We start from the raw sequence: 17643 nt of genomic DNA, 5'->3' as shown, positions 1-17643 counted from the left end.
CCCACATCCCTCTTTTCGCAGGACCATGCAATGACGACTCAATCCGACCAGCAGAACATGACCGCCATCGTCTGTCATGCACCGAAAGACTATCGCGTCGAGCAGGTTCAGAAACCACGCGCGCACGCGCACGAACTCGTGATCCGCATCGCCGCGTGCGGCATCTGCGCGAGCGACTGCAAATGCCATTCGGGCGCGAAGATGTTCTGGGGCGGCCCGAGCCCGTGGGTCAAGGCGCCGGTGATTCCGGGCCACGAGTTCTTCGGCTATGTCGAGGAACTGGGCGAAGGCGCGGCCGAGCATTTCGGCGTGCAGAAGGGCGAGCGCGTGATCGCCGAGCAGATCGTGCCGTGCGGCAAGTGCCGCTACTGCAAGTCCGGCCAGTACTGGATGTGCGAAGTGCACAACATCTTCGGCTTTCAGCGCGAGGTGGCGGACGGCGGCATGGCCGAGTACATGCGCATTCCGCCGACCGCGATCGTCCACAAGATTCCCGACGGCATCTCGCTCGAAGACGCCGCGATCATCGAGCCGCTCGCGTGTGCGATTCACACGGTCAATCGCGGCGATCTGCAACTCGACGACGTGGTCGTGATCGCGGGTGCGGGGCCGCTCGGTCTGATGATGACGCAGGTCGCGCATCTGAAGACGCCGAAGCGGCTCGTCGTGATCGATCTGGTCGAAGAACGGCTCGCACTCGCGCGCGAATATGGCGCGGACGTGACGATCAATCCTCGGAAGGACGACGCGCTCGCGATCATCCATTCACTGACGGACGGCTACGGCTGCGACGTCTATATCGAAACGACGGGTGCGCCGATTGGGGTGAATCAGGGGATGGATCTGATCCGCAAGCTCGGGCGCTTCGTCGAATTCTCGGTGTTCGGCGCGGATACGACGCTCGACTGGTCGGTGATCGGCGATCGCAAGGAACTCGACGTGCGCGGCGCGCATCTTGGGCCCTATTGCTATCCGATCGCAATCGATCTGCTCGCGCGCGGACTCGTTACGTCGAAGGGCATCGTCACGCACGGCTTTTCGTTGGAAGAATGGGACGAAGCGATCAGGATCGCGAACTCGCTCGATTCGATCAAAGTGCTGATGAAGCCGCGCGCGTGAATCTGGGGCGCGGCGTTTCAACGGAGACTCTATGAACTACGTCATCGGCGTCGATATCGGCACGCAGAGCACGAAGGCGCTGCTGGTCGACGAGCGGGGCGCGATCGTGGCGCAGCATGCGTCGAGCTATCAGCCCGATACGCCGAAGCCATTGTGGGCCGAGCAGTGGCCCGCGGTGTGGCTGAAGGCCGTGGTCGAATGCGTGGCCGCGTGCGTCGGCGAGGCGAAGGCGGCCGGCATCGCGCCGGGCGCGATCAAGGCGCTGTGCGTGAGTAGCCTGTACGGCGGCTCGGGCATTGCGGTCGACAACGACATGCGGCCGCTCGCGCCGTGCCTGATCTGGATGGACCGGCGCGCGACCGCGCAGGTCGACTGGGTGCGCGAGAACGTCGATCTCGAACGGCTCTATACGATCACCGGCAACGGCGTCGATAGCTACTACGGTTACACGAAGATGCTGTGGCTGCGCGAGAACGAGCCGGACGTGTGGGCGCATACGCGCTATTTTTTGCCGCCGAACGCATACGTGATCTACATGCTGACCGGCGAGGTCGCCGTCGATCACAGCTCGGCCGGCAATATCGGCGGCGTCTACGATATCGCGCGGCGCGACTGGTCGGACGAAGCGCTCGACATGCTCGGCATTCCCGCGACGATGATGCCGGAGCGGCTGGTCGAATCGTCGGAGGTGGTGGGCGGGCTGTTGTCGCAATGGACCGCGCAGCTCGGGCTCGACGCGGGCACCGCGATCGTCGCGGGTGGCGTCGATGCGGCGATGGCGACGTTCGCGGCCGGCGTCACGCGCGCGGGGCAGCACGTCGCGATGATCGGCACCAGCATGTGCTGGGGTTACCTCAATCAGCGTGTCGACGCACGGCACGGTTTGATCAGCATGCCGCACGTTTTCAACGGGCAGCACGACATCTACGTATTCGGCGGTGCGATTACCGCGGGCGCGTCGGTCACCTGGTATCGCGAGCAGTTCTGTCACGCGGAGATCGAGGCCGCGCGCGCGACACCGCATGGCGATCCGCATCGGCTACTCGAAGAGAGCGCCGCGCAAGTGCCGGCCGGCGCCGACGGCGTGCTGTTCCTGCCGTATCTGATGGGCGAGCGCAGCCCGGTGTGGGATGCGAAAGCGAGCGGCGCGTTCGTCGGGCTGTCGCTGTTTCATACGCGCGCGCATCTGTATCGCGCCGTGCTCGAAGGCGTGTCGTTCGCGCTGAAGCACAACATCGAGGCGGGGCGCAAAGGCGCGCAATCGCTCGACGACAAGCTGATCGTGGTCGGCGGCGCCGCGCATTCGGACCTGTGGATGCAGATCATCGCCGACGTCACTGGCTATCCGGTCAACACGATCGAGCAGGACGTCGAAGCCGCGATGGGCGCCGCGCTGCTCGCCGCGCTCGGCGTCGGCCTCGTGTCGCGCGAAGCGGCGCAAGGCGGCTGGGTCACGCTGATCGAGCGCGCGCAGCCCGACGCACGGCGCATGGCGCTATACAAAGAGCGCTTCGGCGTGTACACGGACCTCTATCCGGCGTTGAAGCCGGTCATGCATCGCTTGCAATCATCATGAACGCTACTTTCGATTTTTCCGGCCGCTCGATTCTGGTGACGGGCGCCTCCAGCGGCATCGGCCGCGCGACGGTCGAGGCGCTGTGCGCGAGCGGCGCGTCGGTCGTCGCGGCCGCGCGCAACGTGAACGAGCTCGCGCGGCTCGCCGAGGAAACCGGCTGCGAGCCGTTGAGGCTCGACATCAGCGACGAAGCCGTGATCGACGAAGCAATGGCCTCGCTCGAACCGTTCGACGGTCTGGTGAATTGCGCGGGCATCGCGTTGCTCGAACGCGCGGTGGAAACGACGGCCGCAAGCTTCGATCGCGTGATGGCGGTGAATGCGCGCGGGGCGGTGCTGGTCGCGAAGCACGTCGCGCGTGGCATGCTCGACGCGGGGCGCGCGGGCAGCATCGTCAACGTGTCGAGCCAGGCCGCGCTCGTCGCCCTCGACGATCATCTGAGCTATTCGGCGTCGAAGGCCGCGCTCGATGCGGTCACGCGCGCGTTGTGCATCGAGCTGGGGCCGCACGGAATTCGCGTGAACAGCGTGAACCCGACGGTCACGCTGACGCCGATGGCGGTGCTGGCGTGGAGCGATCCTGTCAAACGCGATCCCGCTTTGCAGGCGATTCCGCTCAGGCGCTTTGCCGAATCGGCGGAAGTCGCCGCGCCGATTCTGTTTCTGTTGAGCGACGCGGCGTCGATGATTAGCGGCGTGTGTTTGCCGATCGATGGTGGTTACACGGCGCGCTAGCGGGTGTCAGGCACTGCCGGTTGCCGGGTGAAATGGAAGTACACGCAAGCCTACCAGACGGTGTGGGGCCGTCCGGTGGGAGGAAGTGCGGGCTACTCACTCAGAAGAAGACGCTTAAGCTTGTCGAGAAAAGCCTCAGTGGTCTGCTCCCACGCCGTCGGATCGCACTGGTAGCCAAATTCCTCCTCGAAGGCCGCGTCAAGATTTCCAGCATGATCGCTCTTGAACCGGTCTATGTCGGCCACCGTCGCGGTGATCATGTCTGGCGTGCATCCGCTTGCACAAGCCCGGACCAACTCTTCAATTGTGTTTCCCCAGTAGTCGAAATCTTCATTGAAGTAGCCAAGGATCAATTGCCCCAGATCGTAATATTTCATGCATCAATACCCACCAATCACTTATCGAGCATAGCAGTGAGGATGTAGTACGGCATCCCGTTATACGCCCCGTACTTCAAGACAACCTCCACTTTACTGCTATCTACCAACCTGTCGGTCTTCCTGACCAATGCGTATCCTACTTTTCTTCCAACGTCCTTTCTCAGCGTCAAAACCCGGTTTGGTGCTGCTTTTGTCCATGCGTGAATCTGCAAGGCATTTGCGCGCATTGTTTCCGATATAGCCCACTCCGCCTCCTCAAGATTTACGAAAGACGAAACTACTTTCTTTCCCGGCTCCAGCCTGAGCCTCTCCCGCAACTGCGCTTCAGTCCTTCCGACATGTTTCAAAAGCGTATGTCCGCCGATCCGGCTGCCCGCTTTTGCCTCGTGCATTTGCAGGTTAATCCGGCCCATCGTGACACGCGCTGCGCGTGCGGCCCTGATCGAGCCAGCGAAGCCGAATGGCACGGCGATATCGAGCGACAGGCCGATATTGTTCGCCATGTCAGGGCTCGCCTTCATCGCTTCAGCGAGTTTCGTCGTGCCCTGCTGGCTCAGCGTGGCCGTGTCCTGACCAGTCCAGACCTGCCGCAAGCCAGCCGCCGCCGAGTCGGAGCCATGTACTCCGAACACGACACAGCCGGCTTTGCTCGCCATCGTCGGTTCCGGCAAAACGCACAGCGCACCCGCACCAACCATTTCCAGCACGCCGCCGATGACCTGTAACCCGCCCCAAAGCCGGTTGGAAAGCGTCTCCGTCTGGCTGATCGACTGGCGGGATAGCACTGCCGCGAGTTGCGGAGCACTTAGTACAACCTTCACTCCTTCGGCGTTATCGGCACCGGGCATATCGAACCCTCTGATGTTTTTATGGGGTTCCGATGCTGCCGTGCGGACGGTCTCTCAAGATTCGGACGACTCCGAATTTTCCGTAGCCCGATGCACGAGGCCTGTTCTGCATCACTGCAAGTAGTGTTGGCTTGCTCTTTGTTCCCCGCCAGGATGCCAGGTTTGCCCGGGAAGTGCCTTACGCGCGCTAACCGCTACAGCATCGTCCGCACGTGCCACAGCTCGGGAAACAGCACCACGTCGAGCATCTTGCGCAGATACTGCGCGCCGCTCGTGCCGCCGGTGCCCTGCTTGAAGCCGATGATGCGCTCGACCGTCGTCACGTGGCGGAAGCGCCACTGGCGAAACGCATCCTCCAGATCGACGAGTTCCTCGGCCATCTCGTACAGATCCCAATGCTCGGACGGATTGCGATACACCTCGAGCCACGCCGCTTCGACCGATGCGTCATGTTCGGTCGGCTTCGTCCAGTCGCGTTCGAGCCGCGCGGGCGAAATCCTGAAGCCGCGGCGCGCGAGCAGCCTCACCACTTCGTCGTAGAACGACGGCGCTTCGAGTGATGCCTTCACTTGCGCGTACACGTCGGCGCGATGCTCGTGCGGCTTCAGCATCTGCTCGTTCTTGTTGCCGAGCAGGAATTCGATCTGCCGGTACTGATACGACTGAAAGCCCGACGAACTGCCGAGGTACGGCCGCATCGCCGTGTATTCGGACGGCGTCATCGTCGCGAGCACGCTCCACGCCTGCACCAGCTGCTCCATGATTCGCGACACGCGCGCAAGCATCTTGAACGCGGGCGGCAGGTCGTCGCGATGCACGGCCGCGAGCGCCGCGCGCAGTTCGTACAGCGCGAGCTTCATCCATAGCTCGCTCGTCTGATGCTGGATGATGAACAGCATCTCGTTGTGATCCGGCGACAACGGATGCTGCGCGTCCAGCACCGTGCCGAGCGACAGATAATCGCCGTAGCTCATCGACTCCGAGAAGTCGAGCTGCGCGTCGTGCCAGCCGCTGTCGGCCGCGCTCGCGGACGGCGCCGACGCCGTCCGTCCGTGCCCGAACGGGCAGCCTTGTGCCGCCGGTTCTTCTGGCAAGCCCGGCGTGTGCATGTGATCGGTCATTCTGTCGTCCTCAGGTAACGGCGCCGCGCTGGGCGAATTCAGGGGCCCGCCAGGCCTCGCGGGTGAGCACGTCGCGCAAGATTTCGACGGCGTCCCATACGTCAACGAAGCGCGTGTACAGCGGCGTGAAGCCGAAGCGCAGCACGTGCGGCTCGCGATAGTCGCCGATCACGCCGTGCGAGATCAGCGCCTGCATCACCTCGTAGCCGTGCGGATGTTCGAAGCTCGCGTGCGAGCCGCGCTGCGCATGCTCACGCGGCGTCACGAGCTTCAGTGGAAATTCGCCGCAACGTGTCTCGACGAGTTCGATGAACAGATCGGTCAGCGCGAGCGACTTCTCCCGGACCGCCTCCATGGTCGTTTGCAGGAACACGTCGAGCCCGCATTCGACGAGCGCCATCGACACCATCGGCTGCGTGCCGCACAGGTAGCGGCCCACGCCGTTGTCGGGCTGATACGTCGGGTTCATCTCGAACGGCGCGCGATGCCCCCACCAGCCCGACAGCGGCTGCGCAAACTCGTTCTGGTGACGTCTGGGCACCCACACGAACGCGGGCGAACCGGGACCGCCGTTCAGATACTTGTACGTGCAGCCGACCGCGTAGTCGGCACCGACGCCGTTCAGATCGACCGGCACCGCGCCCGCCGAATGCGCGAGATCCCACAGCGCGAGCGCGCCCCTGTCGTGAATCAGCTTCGTCAGCGCGGCCAGGTCGTGCATGTAGCCGGTGCGGTAGTTCACGTGCGTGATCATCGCGATCGCGGTGTCCTCGCCGATCGCGTCGGGCAGTTCGGACGGATCGTCGACGAGGCGCAGCTCGTAGCCGCGATCGAGCTGCTCGATCAGGCCCTGCGCGATATACAGATCGCTCGGGAAGTTCGAGCGCTCGGACACGATCACGCGACGCTTCGGATCGCGCGCATTGGCGAGCCGCACGGCGGCCGACAGCAGCTTGAACAGGTTGATCGAGATCGTGTCGGTAATCACGACTTCGTCTTCGGCCGCGCCGATCAGCGGCGCGAGCTTGTTGCCGAGTCGGCGCGGCAGCGCGAACCAGCCGGCATTGTTCCAGCTGCGGATCAGTCCTTCGCCCCATTCGGCGGCGATCACGGTCTGCGCGCGCTGCGCGGCGGCGGCCGGCGGCACGCCGAGCGAGTTGCCGTCGAGATAGATGGTCGTCGGCGACAGCGCGAACTGGTCACGCAGCGCTGCGAGCGGTTCGGCGCAGTCGAGCGCCACGGCTTCATCACGATGGTTCATGGTGGTTCGATGGGTTGGGTTGTCGGGTTGATCGCTCGCCGGGGAGCGTGGCTGAGCGCGAGCCGGGCAGCGCACGCAGCACCGCGCGCACCGGGCTCGCGTCGAGCGTGGTCAGCTTCAGCGGCAGCGCGATCAGTTCGTAGTCGCCGGGTTCGACCGCGTCGAGCACGATGCCCTCGAGAATCGCCATCCGGTGCGCGCGAATGCGGTGATGCGCATCCATCGTCTTCGATTCCTGCGGATCGAGCGACGGCGTATCGATGCCGAGCAGCGTCACGCCGCGCGCGGCGAGCAGGTCGACGGTCTCGGGCGCGACCGCGCAGAACGCACTATCCCACTCGCGCGTCGGCGCTTTTCTGTAAGTGCGCAGTAAGACTCGTGGCGGCAAATCGTCGAGCGAGCCGGCCAGGTGTTGTGGCGTCACAACAGGCGACGCGCCGATACAGTCAATCACTCTGCATAAACCGAGATATGCGTCGAGCGGCACGTTGCCGATCGCGGCGCCGTCGGCGTCGTAGTGCAGCGGCGCATCGGTATGCGCGCCGGTGTGCGGCGAGATCGTCAGACGCGCGACATTGACCGGCGAGCCAGCCTCCATGCGCCATACGCGCTCGATGCCGACCGGCGTGTCGCCCGGCCAGACGGGCGTGGCGGTATCGACGGCGGGGGTGATGTCCCAGAGTGCTCGCATGACGGTGTCGACGGTTGGTGACTATCTCTAAATGATAGAGGTCAAGCTGTGAAATGTGATTGCGAAAAAATCTCCTTAGCAGCCGTGTCTTGGAACATAATTTGAGTCAAACGGGAAAGGGAGACCGAATATGAACGCGATCTCGCTCGACGCCACCGATTGCCGTATCTTGACGGTGCTTCAGCAGGAAGGACGGATCAGCAATCTCGACCTGGCGGAGCGCATCTCGCTCTCGCCATCGGCCTGTCTGCGACGCCTGCGTCTGCTGGAAGAGCAGGGCGTCATCGAACACTACCGAGCGTGCCTGAACCGCGAAGTTTTGGGGTTCGAGCTGGAAGCGTTCGTGCAGGTATCGATGCGCAACGACCAGCAGAACTGGCACGAGCGCTTTGCCGAAGCGCTGCGCGACTGGCCAGAAGTGGTCGGCGCTTTCGTCGTGACCGGCGAAACCCACTATCTGCTGCGCGTGCTCGCGCACAACCTCAAACACTATTCGGACTTCGTGCTCAATCGCCTGTACAAGGCGCCGGGGGTGATGGACATCCGCTCGAACATCGTGCTCGAAACGCTGAAGGAAGATTCGGGCGTGCCGGTGTCGCTCGTGAAGAAGAACAGCGGGCACGGAGCCACGCATAGCGACCGTTGAGGATGATGAGGGCGGGGCGCGCCGTTTTCGACGCGTCCGACCGACAGGCGCGACAGACGCCAGGGAAGCGCCGCGCCGCTCAAAGCGGCTTCAGGCCGTGGAACTGCGCGCTCTGGAACACGAGCGGCAGCATGTCCGCGGCATTTTCATGCACACCGCAGCGCTCCACTTCGCCGACGAAAATCACGTGGTCGCCTTCCTCGTAGCGGCTGCGGTTATGGCATTCGAACCACGCGAGTGCGCCGTCGAGCACCGGCATGCCGCTGTCGCCCGCCGCGTGCGACACGCCCTCGAAGCGGTCGCCCTTCACGGTCGCGAAGCGCTTGCACAGATCGAGCTGCGTCGAGGCCAACACATTGATCACGTAGTGACTGTTGGCGCGGAACACCGGCATCGACGCGGAGCGCGTCGCGAGACTCCACAGCACGAGCGGCGGAGAAAGCGACACCGAGTTGAACGAACTGGCCGTGATGCCGATCAGTTGGCCGGACGCGGCGCGCGTCGTAATCACGGTGACGCCGGTCGCGAACTGGCTGAGCGCCTGTTTGAACGCGGACGGGTCGAAGTTGGGTGGGCTCGCGCGCTTCATCGGGGCGAGGCCCCCGTCGCGCGCCGTGTGAAAGACCGACTGCAGCGCGAATCAAGGCGCGAATTGAAGCGTATACCCGCGCGGCGGGAAGCGGATGTTTCGAAAGTCATGGTGAAAATCGTTGATTTCCGCCAATTTTAACTGCAATCGCCGCGCGCGCCGCACCACGATGCGTGCGGTGCGTGGCAGCCGGGCGGCTGCATCGGCGATCTCCTCGAAAGGCTGCACCCGAAAATTTGCCGATCGAGCTGGATCGAGGCGCGGGCGCGGCGCTTGCGTGCGTGAGGCACGGTTATTCACCCGTCGCGTGCCGGCGTTTCTATACTCGATATCTGCACGGCCGGATTTGCGGTCATTGCGCGACGGGTGCCTGACTCGTGCCTGACTGCGCCTTTCGGAACGCGTTTTCGGCCATATATTCGGATGCGGTGGCAGATACGGCGGCGCTACGCAGGCCGGCTGCCGATCATTGTGTGAATCTGATCCTGGGGTGAAGCTTATGAACGAGACAGCAACGCTCGGCGGTGGATGTTTCTGGTGCCTCGAAGCGGTGTATCTGGGCGTCGAGGGCGTCAATGCGGTGGAGTCGGGTTATGCGGGCGGTCACACGCGCCATCCGAGCTACGAGCAGGTCTGCGACGGCGACACCGGTCACGCGGAAGTGGTCAAGGTCGACTTCGATCCGGCCAAGATCAGCTATCGCGAGATTCTCGACATCTTTTTCGCGATCCACGATCCGACCCAACTGAACCGGCAGGGCAACGACGTCGGCACGCAATACCGCTCGGTGATCTTCACGCATTCCGACGCGCAGCGCGAAACCGCGCTGCAGGCGATTCGCGAGATCGGCGAACAGCGCATCTACGACGGCAGACTCGTGACCGAGGTGCTGCCGCTCGGCGACAACTACTGGCCCGCCGAGGCTTATCACCAGAACTATTTCGCGCAGCATCCGAATCAGGGCTACTGCTCGTTCGTGGTAGCGCCGAAAGTCGCGAAATTCCGCCAGAAGTTCGCGCATCGGATCAAGGCGGGTTAACGGCGCAGCGCGAGGATTGGAGTCGGCAACGGGCGGATGCGTGAGACCGCCCGCTGCTGTTCGTCACTGCGGTTCCTGTGCTCGCGATGGCACCTCGTCGCCGTTATCGCCGCGCCCCTGCGTGACACGCACGCAGGCTTCGACGATTTCTTCGGCCAGTTTCACGCAGCTGAGCGGCGCCGATCCCTCCGCCTTGTTGTTGACCGCGATCACGACCGGCTGACCAGCGAGCGCGTAACGCGCGGCCAGTTCGGCGAGCGACGCGCGCGTCGCCGGATCTTCGTCGACGAGCCGGTTGAACGGCTCGTACTTCGCCTTCGCCTGTTCGTACTTGAAGCCGCCGTGCAGGCTCCAGCGCACGATCAGCGGACCGGCCGGCTCGCCATCGAGCAACGCGAGCGCCGCGGCCTGGCGCAGCGGATCGGGCATCCGCGCATGAATTCCGACGCAGTAGCGCACGCCAGCCGTCTTCAGCATGCGGATGAAGCGCGGCGTGAGCAGGCTCGCGTCGCGAATCTCGACCGCGTAGCAACTGCCGTCTGGCAGCCCGGGCAGCGCGTCGAAAAACTCTCCCAGTCGTTCGATGAATACCGCCGGCTGCGCGAGCATCTGATCCGGCAGCGGCGAGAACTGGAACACCAGCGCGCCGGCCTTTGCGCCGAGGCCTTCGAGGCAGGGCGTGACGAAATCGTCGAGCGCCATCCGCGCGTTCAGGAAGCACGGGTTCAGCGACACCGGCTCGCCGCGCTCGGCGCGCACGGTGGCGTCGGTGATCGTCATCGGCGCCTTGACGATGAAGCGGAGGTGCTCGGGCACCTGCTGCGCGTAGCGCAGGTATTCGGTGACCGTCAACGCCTGGTAGAACGAGCGGTCGATGCTGACCGTCTTCAGCAGCGGATGTGCGCCGTACGCACTCAAGCCCTCGCGCGACAGTTTGCTGTTGCTGTAGTCATCGCCGTAGACGATGCCTGTCCAACCCGGGAACGACCATGTCGACGTGCCGAGGTGGATCTGCGGCGGCAATTGCGCCGCGAGCGCGAGCAGCTCCGGCGACGGCGGTGCAGCGAGCACGGCGCGGCTGCGGCGCTTTTTCGGGGCGTCGGCGGAGGCCGGGGCGGAGTCTGGTTCAGGAGCGGGGCTGTCGGGCGGGGTGTCGGCTTCGAACAGCGACGCGGGGGCGTTGGATATTGCGGTCTTCGGCGTGCGCTTGTGCTCTGGCTGCGCGGCAGCGCTTGCGGCCGAATCGGCTTCACGTGCGGACATGGCCGGCGCTTCTGCCGCGGCCTCCACCGGCATCCCGAACAGATCGAACTGCTGCGTGGCCTGATGCGCCGCATCGTCCGCGCTGCCGTCCTTGCCGTTCAACGGCTCTTCAACGTCACTCGTCCTGCTCTGGTCCATCAATGTCCGGCCTGCTGTTCATCAGAATTGCGCCGCGGCGCGCGCTTCATGCACGCCGCCGCGGCGCGACCGGTCACAAACCGGGTCACAGCCGGGTCACAGCCGGGTCACAGCGGTTTTTCGTACATGTAGCGGCGCGACCACGGCAGGGTTTTCGCGCTGCGGCCGGCTTTGCGGCACACCACCTGGAAAATCGACACGTCGTCGTTTTCGAACGCATACGCGCAGCCGGCCAGATACACGCGCCAGATGCGGAATTTTTCGTCGTCGACGAGCTTGCGCGCCTGGTCTGCGTGGGCCTCGAAATTTTCCGCCCAGATGTCGAGCGTGTGCGCATAGTGACGGCGCAGGCTTTCGACGTCAACCGGTTCGAGCCCGCCGCGCTGCATCGCTTCGAGCGCGAGGCTGATGTGCGGCAGCTCGCCGTCCGGGAACACGAAGCGGTCGATGAACTCACCGCCGCCGAGCGCGGTTTCGCCGCTATCGGCGTCGCTCGACGTGATGCCGTGGTTCATCGCGATGCCGTCGTCGGCGAGCAGATCGTGCATCTTCTGGAAATAGCCGGGCAGGTTCTTGCGGCCGACGTGCTCGAACATGCCGACGCTCGTGATGCGGTCGAACTGCCCCTTGATGTCGCGATAGTCCTGCAGGCGGATTTCGATCTGGTTTTCGAGGCCAGCCGCTTTCACGCGCGCGGTGGCGAGATCGAACTGGTTCTGCGACAGCGTGACGCCGACGCACTTCGCGCCGAACTTCTGCGCGGCGCGCAGCACGAGCGCGCCCCAGCCGCAGCCGATGTCGAGCAGACGCTGCCCGGGCTGCAGTTGGATTTTGGTCAGAATGTGATCGATTTTCTTCAGCTGCGCGGTCGCGAGGTCTTCGGTGCCGGTCTCGAAGTAGGCGCACGAGTAGACCATGTTCTCGTCGAGCCACAACTTGTAGAACTCGTTCGAGACGTCGTAGTGATACTGGATCGCTTTCTTATCCGACGTCTTCGAGTGATTGAAGTAGCGCCGCACGCGCGCGAGCTTGCCGGCGCTCGTCACGGTGCTGCGCGCGAGCTGATAGCTGATATTGATGATGTCCGTCAGCTTGCCCTCGATGTCGATCTTGCCTTTGACATAGGCTTCGCCCAAGATTGTCGAGGCTCGGTTCGAGCAGATAGGGCAGCGCGGTTGCGCTCTTCACGTGTAGCGTGACCCGGGGCGCGGCGAACTGCCCGAAGTCGTGTTGCTGACCGTCCCACAGCACGAGGCGTGCGGGCAGGTTAGCTGTGGTTTTGACATCTTCAACCCACTGCGCCAGCTTTTTCTCCCAGAACATGTGATCTCTCCGTGTTCGTTGATTTAAAGCAAAGCTATGTGGATCGCGAATGGCGCGGCGCCTTCCGCGGGCAGCGCAACGCAATCCCGCCGACGCGCGCCGCTACGTTGGCGCCGCCGCCGGCCTCATTCGTCCGGTCATCGACCGGTCAGGGCGACAGGCGTGCGATCAGCCAGTTGGCGCTTTCTTCCGCGCGCGTGTAAAGCAGACGATCGTGCAGCCGAGACGGCCGCCCCTGCCAGAATTCGATCGCGTCGGGTACCAGACGGTAGCCACCCCAGTGCGGCGGACGCGGAGGATTTTCGCCGTATTGCAGGCTGATTTCGCGTTCGCGTACTTCGAGCTGCGAACGGCTTTCAATCACCTGACTCTGATTCGATGCCCATGCGCCGATCCGCGAGCCGAGCGGACGAGACGCGAAATACGCGTCACTGTCTGCCTCGCTCGTTTTGACGACGCGGCCCTCGACGCGCACCTGGCGTTCGAGTTCGATCCAGTGAAACAGCAGGCTCGCGTAGGGGTTCACGTTCAGTTCGCGGCCCTTGCGGCTTTCATAGTTGGTGAAGAATACGAAACCGCGCTCGTCGACGCCCTTGATGAGCACGATGCGTGCCGAAGGCCGGCCGCGCGCGTCGACCGTGGCCAGCGTCATTGCATTCGGCTCGGGCAGCTTGGCGTCGATGGCCTGCTGGAACCACGTGTCGAATTGACGGAACGGATCGTGGTTGACGTCGGCAACGTCCAGTGAGCCCAGCGAGTAGTTTTTTCGAAGCTCGGCGAGTGAGATCATGTTCTTATGCGAACGCTACAGTGTGGGCCAAGTATAGCTAAGGCGTCAGGTTTTTGCGCACGAGCGGAGCAACGTATGGCGCGGCGCATGTTGCGCCAGCGCAAGCCTGCAACGTTGTCGCTGCTCGTGGTCCTGCGCGGCTGTTTTCACGTGTTCAGGCAAAATACGGGCTGCGCGCCCCATTTGCCAAAGCAATTTGCCAAGGCCATTTGCCAAAGCGCTGCCGCTTGCTTTGTTCCACCTGTGTTTTCGAGCCCTGCCATCATGTCCAGCACCACCGCGCAATCCGATCTTACTACCAGCCTCGACGCGAACGAAACCGCCGACCGCGCGCGCCGTTTCGGCGGCATCGCCCGTCTGTATGGCGCGCCCGCGCTCGCCGGATTCGAGGGTGCGCACGTCGCGGTGATCGGCATCGGCGGGGTGGGGTCGTGGGTCGCGGAGGCGCTTGCGCGCAGCGCGCTCGGCACGCTGACGCTGATCGATCTCGACAACGTCGCGGAAAGCAACACGAACCGGCAGATTCACGCGCTCGACGGCAACTACGGAAAACCGAAGGTCGAAGCGATGGCCGAACGCATTGCGGCAATCAATCCGTATTGCGACGTGCGGCTGATCGAGGACTTCGTCGAGCCGGACAATTTCGCGGCCACGCTCGGCGGCGGCTTCGACTACGTGATCGACGCGATCGACAGCGTGCGCACGAAGACCGCGCTGATCGCATGGTGCGTCGAGCGCAAGCAGCCGCTGATCACGGTCGGCGGCGCGGGCGGTCAGCTCGACCCGACGCGGATCCGCATCGACGATCTCGCGCTGACGATCCAGGACCCGCTGCTGTCGAAGGTGCGCGGGCAGTTGCGCAAGCAGCATGGCTTTCCGCGCGGGCCGAAGGCGAAGTTCAAGGTGAACGCCGTGTATTCCGACGAGCCGTTGATCTATCCGGAAGCGGCCGTCTGCGATATCGATGAAGAAGCCGAGCACGTGAGCACGTCGCCGGGGCATACGGGGCCGGTCGGCTTGAACTGCGCGGGGTTTGGCTCCAGCGTGTGCGTGACCGCGAGCTTTGGTTTTGCGGCCGCGGCGTACGTGTTGCGGGAGCTGGCGAAGAAGGCGACGGTTTAGGTAGCAGCCCGGGCGGCGGTTTCAACCGCGCTGACCCAGGCTGCCATCGGGCAAAACATCACAATCGATCAATACAACGACGCGCTCAGCCTGCGCCGCCACTGCGACACCAGCTCCGGCTGATGCGCGGCCAGATCGAACACCGACAACATCGTCTTGCGGCCGATATCGTCGCGGAACGCGCGGTCGCGTTGCACGATCGCGAGCAGATGTTCGAGCGCCTGCGCGTATTTGCGTCGCGCGATAAACGCATTCGCAAGATCGAAGCGTGCTTCGAGATCGTCGGGGTGGCCGGCGACACGCGCTTCGAGCGCATCGGTGGGCGGCAGGTCCGCGGCGGCGTCCACTGCGTCGAGCCGCGTCTTGATCGCGTTGAAACGCGCGTCGATGCCTTGCGTGGTTTTCGGCGACAGCAGATCGACTTCGTTGCGGGCCTCATCGATGCGGTTGTCTTCGAGCAGTAACTCGATGCGGTCCATGCGCGCGTCGTCGAAGCCCGGGTCGTAAGCGAGCGCCGCTTGCAGCAGGTCGTAGGCGTCGTCGCGGCGGCCTTCGGCGAGCGCGGTCTGCGCTTCGATGCGCGCGGCCGGCGCCCCTTGCGGCACGAGCCGGTCGAGGAACTCGCGCAGCTGTCCTTCCGTCAGCACGCCGACGAACTGATCGACGGCCTGGCCGTCGGCGAACGCGATCACGTGCGGAATGCTGCGCACCTGGAAGTGCGCGGCCAGCTCGTGGTTCTCGTCCACGTTGACCTTCACGAGCTTCCATTTGCCGGCGGCTTCGGCTTCGAGCTTTTCGAGCATCGGGCCGAGACTCTTGCAGGGGCCGCACCACGGCGCCCAGAAATCGACCAGCACGGGGGCCAGCATCGACGCCTTGATGACGTCCTGTTCGAAAGTGGCCAGAGTGGTGTCCATTGCGTCCTCGTCGATAGAAACGGTTTGTGAACAGGCGCTAGGTGGGGCCGAATCGCGCGAATTCAATGCGGTGATTCGCGCGCGGCCCGGCGCCGTCACTTGCGCTGCGGCAGCGGAATCCATTCGGTTTCGCCGGGCACGTGGCCCATTTCCTGATTGGTCCACGCGAGCTTCGCGGCTTCGATCTTCTCGCGCGAGCTCGCGACGAAATTCCATTCGATGAAGCGCTCGCCGTCGAGCTTCTCGCCGCCGAGCAGCATCGCGCGCGCGCCGTGCGTGCTCGCGAGCGTGACGGTTTCGTCGAGCGCGAGCACGGCCATCTGGCCCGCTTCGAGCGGCGTGCCGTCGATCTCCAGATCGCCTTCCACCAGATATACACCGCGCTCCTCGTGCTCCGGTTCGAGCGCGAACGCGCTGCCCGGCGTGAAGTCGGCGGCGACGTACAGCGTGCCCGAAAACGTCGCGACCGGCGACACCGCGCCGAACGCGGTGCCCGCGATCACGCGCAGCGTCACGCCGTTGCGCTCGACGACCGGCAAGCTCGCCGCCGCGTGATGCGCGAACGACGGCTCGGCGTCTTCATCGGCGAGCGGCAGCGCGACCCAGGTCTGGATGCCGTGAATCGTCTGGCCGCGCGCGCGGTCTTCCGGCGGCGTTCGCTCCGAATGGACGATGCCGCGCCCGGCCGTCATCCAGTTGACGTCGCCGGGGACGATCTTCTGCTCGGAGCCGAGGCTGTCGCGATGCATGATCGCGCCGTCGAACAGATAGGTGACGGTCGCGAGGCCGATATGCGGATGCGGGCGCACGTCGAGGCCGCTGCCGGGTTCGAGGGTCGCGGGGCCCATGTGGTCGAAGAAAATGAACGGGCCGACGAGGCGCGCCGCCATCGCGGGCAGCACGCGCCGCACGGTCAGATTGCCGATGTCGCGTAAGTGCGGTTTGAGGACGGCTTTGATCGAGGAAGTCATGGGCAGGCTCGACGGGAAAGTGAAGGAGAAGGCTCGAATGGTCGATTCTACTGCGCGTCGCGCGCTGCCGATGGCAACGGCGCACGCTCGCCATGAGCAGGCGCAACGAAGCGAATTTGCGGCCTCCGTTACACTGCCAGATTGAACCATTTCTTTGGAGACCCGGATGTCGCCCAGGGACTTGCTGCTCGCGCTGATCGTCGTGCTCGCGTGGGGCGTCAATTTCGTCGTGATCAAGGTCGGCCTGCATGGCGTGCCGCCGATGCTGCTCGGCGCGCTGCGCTTTACGCTCGCTGCGGTGCCGGCGGTGTTTTTCGTCAAGCGGCCGCAGATGCCGTGGCGGTGGCTGTTCGCCTACGGCGCGACGATCTCGTTCGGGCAATTCGCGTTCCTGTTCTCGGCGATGTACGTCGGCATGCCGGCGGGGCTTGCATCGCTGGTGCTTCAGGCGCAGGCGTTTTTCACGCTGATCTTCGCGGCGCTGTTTCTGCACGAGCGCTTCCGTTTGCCGAACGTCGCGGGTCTGCTGATCGCCGCGGCGGGGCTCGCGGTGATCGGCCTGCAAGGCGGCCACACGATGTCCGTCGCTGGTTTCCTGCTGACGCTGTGCGCCGCGTGCATGTGGGCACTCGGCAACATCGTTACGAAGAAGGTCGGCAAGGTCGATCTGGTCGGACTCGTCGTGTGGGGGAGCCTGATTCCGCCGCTGCCGTTTTTCGCGGCGTCGTTCGTGTTCGAAGGGCCGCGCGAGATCGCCGCCGCGCTGACCGGTATCAGCGCGCTGTCGATCTTCGCGATCGTCTATCTGGCGTTTATCGCGACGCTGCTCGGCTATGGCTTGTGGAGCCGTCTGCTGTCGCGCTATCCGGCGAGCCAGGTCGCGCCGTTCTCGCTGCTGGTGCCAATCGTCGGGCTCGCGTCGGCGTCGCTGCTGCTCGGCGAGCAACTGTCTGCGATGCAGGTGGCGGGCGCGTTGCTCGTGATGGCGGGGCTCGCGGTCAACGTGTTCGGCGGCTGGGTCGTGCAGCGCTTGATACCGGCACGCTGAGCAACCGTTGCGCCACGGGTTGCGAGCGTGAATAACAAAACGGCCGGAGGGCCGTTTTGTTTTTGTT

At 64.2% G+C, this 17643-nt stretch carries 19 protein-coding genes and 1 pseudogene; 8 read left to right on the top strand and 12 right to left on the bottom strand.

What is annotated here, in order from left to right; genetic code table 11:
* Positions 1 to 30 precede the first annotated feature (30 nt).
* The 3 genes from OKW29_RS32070 to OKW29_RS32060 are packed head-to-tail and all read left to right on the top strand — an operon-like array spanning position 31 to position 3429.
* Positions 31 to 1119, top strand: coding sequence for an alcohol dehydrogenase catalytic domain-containing protein (locus tag OKW29_RS32070; RefSeq protein WP_429293857.1), 1089 nt, complete (start codon positions 31 to 33; stop codon positions 1117 to 1119).
* Positions 1120 to 1150: 31 nt separating this feature from the next.
* A complete protein-coding gene (locus OKW29_RS32065; protein WP_429293856.1) occupies positions 1151 to 2695 on the top strand; it encodes an FGGY-family carbohydrate kinase in 1545 nt (514 codons plus the stop codon).
* Complete coding sequence (locus OKW29_RS32060) at positions 2692 to 3429, top strand: SDR family oxidoreductase (RefSeq protein WP_429293855.1); 738 nt, start codon at positions 2692 to 2694, stop codon at positions 3427 to 3429. Before OKW29_RS32065 ends, OKW29_RS32060 begins: the two co-directional genes overlap by 4 nt.
* A gap of 92 nt (positions 3430 to 3521) precedes the next feature.
* Here the strand turns inward: OKW29_RS32060 and OKW29_RS32055 are convergent, their stop codons facing one another.
* The 5 genes from OKW29_RS32055 to kynB all read right to left on the bottom strand — a co-directional run bounded on the left by OKW29_RS32055 (position 3522) and on the right by kynB (position 7730).
* Positions 3522 to 3806, bottom strand: coding sequence for a contact-dependent growth inhibition system immunity protein (locus tag OKW29_RS32055; protein WP_429293854.1), 285 nt, complete (start codon positions 3804 to 3806; stop codon positions 3522 to 3524).
* Positions 3807 to 3823: 17 nt separating this feature from the next.
* Entirely contained in the window at positions 3824 to 4657 is an 834-nt protein-coding gene (locus OKW29_RS32050) for an RNase A-like domain-containing protein (RefSeq protein WP_429293853.1), read from the bottom strand.
* A 194-nt stretch (positions 4658 to 4851) separates the two neighbouring features.
* Complete coding sequence (gene kynA / locus OKW29_RS32045) at positions 4852 to 5778, bottom strand: tryptophan 2,3-dioxygenase (RefSeq protein ID WP_184066424.1); 927 nt, start codon at positions 5776 to 5778, stop codon at positions 4852 to 4854.
* Positions 5779 to 5788: 10 nt separating this feature from the next.
* Positions 5789 to 7039 carry a kynureninase gene (kynU, locus tag OKW29_RS32040; RefSeq protein WP_429293852.1) on the bottom strand — a complete coding sequence of 417 codons (1251 nt, stop codon included), beginning with the start codon at positions 7037 to 7039 and terminating at the stop codon, positions 5789 to 5791.
* Complete coding sequence (kynB, locus tag OKW29_RS32035) at positions 7026 to 7730, bottom strand: arylformamidase (RefSeq protein WP_187614008.1); 705 nt, start codon at positions 7728 to 7730, stop codon at positions 7026 to 7028. The genes kynU and kynB overlap by 14 nt, the downstream gene beginning before the upstream one ends.
* Before the next feature lie 130 nt (positions 7731 to 7860).
* Here kynB and OKW29_RS32030 point away from each other — a divergent pair, with 130 nt between their 5' ends.
* Positions 7861 to 8376 carry an Lrp/AsnC family transcriptional regulator gene (locus tag OKW29_RS32030; RefSeq protein ID WP_013090375.1) on the top strand — a complete coding sequence of 172 codons (516 nt, stop codon included), beginning with the start codon at positions 7861 to 7863 and terminating at the stop codon, positions 8374 to 8376.
* Positions 8377 to 8455: 79 nt separating this feature from the next.
* On the opposite strand, the gene OKW29_RS32025 is transcribed toward OKW29_RS32030, so the two are convergent.
* Positions 8456 to 8965 carry a flavin reductase family protein gene (locus OKW29_RS32025; protein WP_090801653.1) on the bottom strand — a complete coding sequence of 170 codons (510 nt, stop codon included), beginning with the start codon at positions 8963 to 8965 and terminating at the stop codon, positions 8456 to 8458.
* Between the two features lie 51 nt (positions 8966 to 9016).
* Positions 9017 to 9265 (bottom strand): hypothetical protein, encoded by a 249-nt coding sequence (locus tag OKW29_RS32020; RefSeq protein ID WP_429293851.1) that lies wholly within the window; start codon positions 9263 to 9265, stop codon positions 9017 to 9019.
* A gap of 199 nt (positions 9266 to 9464) precedes the next feature.
* Here OKW29_RS32020 and msrA point away from each other — a divergent pair, with 199 nt between their 5' ends.
* The gene (gene msrA, locus OKW29_RS32015) at positions 9465 to 10004 is read left to right on the top strand and encodes a peptide-methionine (S)-S-oxide reductase MsrA (protein WP_429293850.1); all 540 of its coding nucleotides are present in this window, start codon (positions 9465 to 9467) and stop codon (positions 10002 to 10004) included.
* 63 nt (positions 10005 to 10067) lie between these two features.
* Here msrA and OKW29_RS32010 read toward each other — a convergent pair whose 3' ends face one another.
* The 3 genes and pseudogenes from OKW29_RS32010 to pdxH all read right to left on the bottom strand — a co-directional run bounded on the left by OKW29_RS32010 (position 10068) and on the right by pdxH (position 13518).
* Positions 10068 to 11405 carry a DUF72 domain-containing protein gene (locus OKW29_RS32010; protein WP_429293849.1) on the bottom strand — a complete coding sequence of 446 codons (1338 nt, stop codon included), beginning with the start codon at positions 11403 to 11405 and terminating at the stop codon, positions 10068 to 10070.
* Between the two features lie 107 nt (positions 11406 to 11512).
* A pseudogene (locus OKW29_RS32005) lies at positions 11513 to 12728 on the bottom strand (class I SAM-dependent methyltransferase).
* A gap of 148 nt (positions 12729 to 12876) precedes the next feature.
* Positions 12877 to 13518 (bottom strand): pyridoxamine 5'-phosphate oxidase, encoded by a 642-nt coding sequence (pdxH, locus tag OKW29_RS32000; RefSeq protein ID WP_429293848.1) that lies wholly within the window; start codon positions 13516 to 13518, stop codon positions 12877 to 12879.
* Positions 13519 to 13782: 264 nt separating this feature from the next.
* Between pdxH and tcdA the strand changes: the two genes are divergently transcribed.
* Entirely contained in the window at positions 13783 to 14640 is an 858-nt protein-coding gene (gene tcdA / locus OKW29_RS31995; RefSeq protein ID WP_429293847.1) for a tRNA cyclic N6-threonylcarbamoyladenosine(37) synthase TcdA, read from the top strand.
* 68 nt (positions 14641 to 14708) lie between these two features.
* On the opposite strand, the gene trxA is transcribed toward tcdA, so the two are convergent.
* Complete coding sequence (trxA, locus tag OKW29_RS31990; RefSeq protein ID WP_090801643.1) at positions 14709 to 15557, bottom strand: thioredoxin; 849 nt, start codon at positions 15555 to 15557, stop codon at positions 14709 to 14711.
* A 95-nt stretch (positions 15558 to 15652) separates the two neighbouring features.
* Positions 15653 to 16528 carry a pirin family protein gene (locus OKW29_RS31985; protein ID WP_429293846.1) on the bottom strand — a complete coding sequence of 292 codons (876 nt, stop codon included), beginning with the start codon at positions 16526 to 16528 and terminating at the stop codon, positions 15653 to 15655.
* On the opposite strand from OKW29_RS31985, the gene OKW29_RS31980 reads away from it, so the two are divergent.
* Together OKW29_RS31980 and OKW29_RS31975 are read left to right on the top strand one after the other, a co-directional pair.
* On the top strand, positions 16527 to 16673 hold the full coding sequence (locus OKW29_RS31980) for a hypothetical protein (protein WP_429293845.1): 147 nt from the start codon (positions 16527 to 16529) through the stop codon (positions 16671 to 16673). The two genes, OKW29_RS31985 and OKW29_RS31980, sit on opposite strands and share 2 nt — an antisense overlap.
* 21 nt (positions 16674 to 16694) lie before the next feature.
* Positions 16695 to 17576: an EamA family transporter gene (locus OKW29_RS31975; protein WP_187616365.1), complete on the top strand. Its 882-nt coding sequence runs from the start codon at positions 16695 to 16697 to the stop codon at positions 17574 to 17576.
* The last annotated feature ends 67 nt before the right edge of the window (positions 17577 to 17643 follow it).

Origin of the sequence: Paraburkholderia sp. CI3, from assembly GCF_050436505.1 — a bacterium.
In the GTDB taxonomy this organism is placed as follows: Bacteria; Pseudomonadota; Gammaproteobacteria; order Burkholderiales; family Burkholderiaceae; genus Paraburkholderia; species Paraburkholderia tuberum.
Note: the sequence above shows the minus strand (reverse complement) of the source record. Positions and strands in the feature narration are given on the sequence as shown.

What these genes read in the sequence shown, in the direction of transcription:
- OKW29_RS32070 (WP_429293857.1), top strand. Translation starts at nt 31, where the DNA reads ATGACGACTCAATCCGACCAGCAGAACATGACCGCCATCGTCTGTCAT.
- OKW29_RS32065 (WP_429293856.1), top strand. Translation starts at nt 1,151, where the DNA reads ATGAACTACGTCATCGGCGTCGATATCGGCACGCAGAGCACGAAGGCG.
- OKW29_RS32060 (WP_429293855.1), top strand. Translation starts at nt 2,692, where the DNA reads ATGAACGCTACTTTCGATTTTTCCGGCCGCTCGATTCTGGTGACGGGC.
- trxA (WP_090801643.1), bottom strand. Translation starts at nt 15,557, where the DNA reads ATGGACACCACTCTGGCCACTTTCGAACAGGACGTCATCAAGGCGTCG.
- OKW29_RS32025 (WP_090801653.1), bottom strand. Translation starts at nt 8,965, where the DNA reads ATGAAGCGCGCGAGCCCACCCAACTTCGACCCGTCCGCGTTCAAACAG.
- pdxH (WP_429293848.1), bottom strand. Translation starts at nt 13,518, where the DNA reads ATGATCTCACTCGCCGAGCTTCGAAAAAACTACTCGCTGGGCTCACTG.
- OKW29_RS32010 (WP_429293849.1), bottom strand. Translation starts at nt 11,405, where the DNA reads ATGGACCAGAGCAGGACGAGTGACGTTGAAGAGCCGTTGAACGGCAAG.
- OKW29_RS32050 (WP_429293853.1), bottom strand. Translation starts at nt 4,657, where the DNA reads ATGCCCGGTGCCGATAACGCCGAAGGAGTGAAGGTTGTACTAAGTGCT.
- tcdA (WP_429293847.1), top strand. Translation starts at nt 13,783, where the DNA reads ATGTCCAGCACCACCGCGCAATCCGATCTTACTACCAGCCTCGACGCG.
- OKW29_RS31980 (WP_429293845.1), top strand. Translation starts at nt 16,527, where the DNA reads ATGGGCAGGCTCGACGGGAAAGTGAAGGAGAAGGCTCGAATGGTCGAT.
- OKW29_RS32030 (WP_013090375.1), top strand. Translation starts at nt 7,861, where the DNA reads ATGAACGCGATCTCGCTCGACGCCACCGATTGCCGTATCTTGACGGTG.
- OKW29_RS31985 (WP_429293846.1), bottom strand. Translation starts at nt 16,528, where the DNA reads ATGACTTCCTCGATCAAAGCCGTCCTCAAACCGCACTTACGCGACATC.
- kynA (WP_184066424.1), bottom strand. Translation starts at nt 5,778, where the DNA reads ATGACCGATCACATGCACACGCCGGGCTTGCCAGAAGAACCGGCGGCA.
- kynB (WP_187614008.1), bottom strand. Translation starts at nt 7,730, where the DNA reads ATGCGAGCACTCTGGGACATCACCCCCGCCGTCGATACCGCCACGCCC.
- msrA (WP_429293850.1), top strand. Translation starts at nt 9,465, where the DNA reads ATGAACGAGACAGCAACGCTCGGCGGTGGATGTTTCTGGTGCCTCGAA.
- OKW29_RS31975 (WP_187616365.1), top strand. Translation starts at nt 16,695, where the DNA reads ATGTCGCCCAGGGACTTGCTGCTCGCGCTGATCGTCGTGCTCGCGTGG.
- kynU (WP_429293852.1), bottom strand. Translation starts at nt 7,039, where the DNA reads ATGAACCATCGTGATGAAGCCGTGGCGCTCGACTGCGCCGAACCGCTC.
- OKW29_RS32055 (WP_429293854.1), bottom strand. Translation starts at nt 3,806, where the DNA reads ATGAAATATTACGATCTGGGGCAATTGATCCTTGGCTACTTCAATGAA.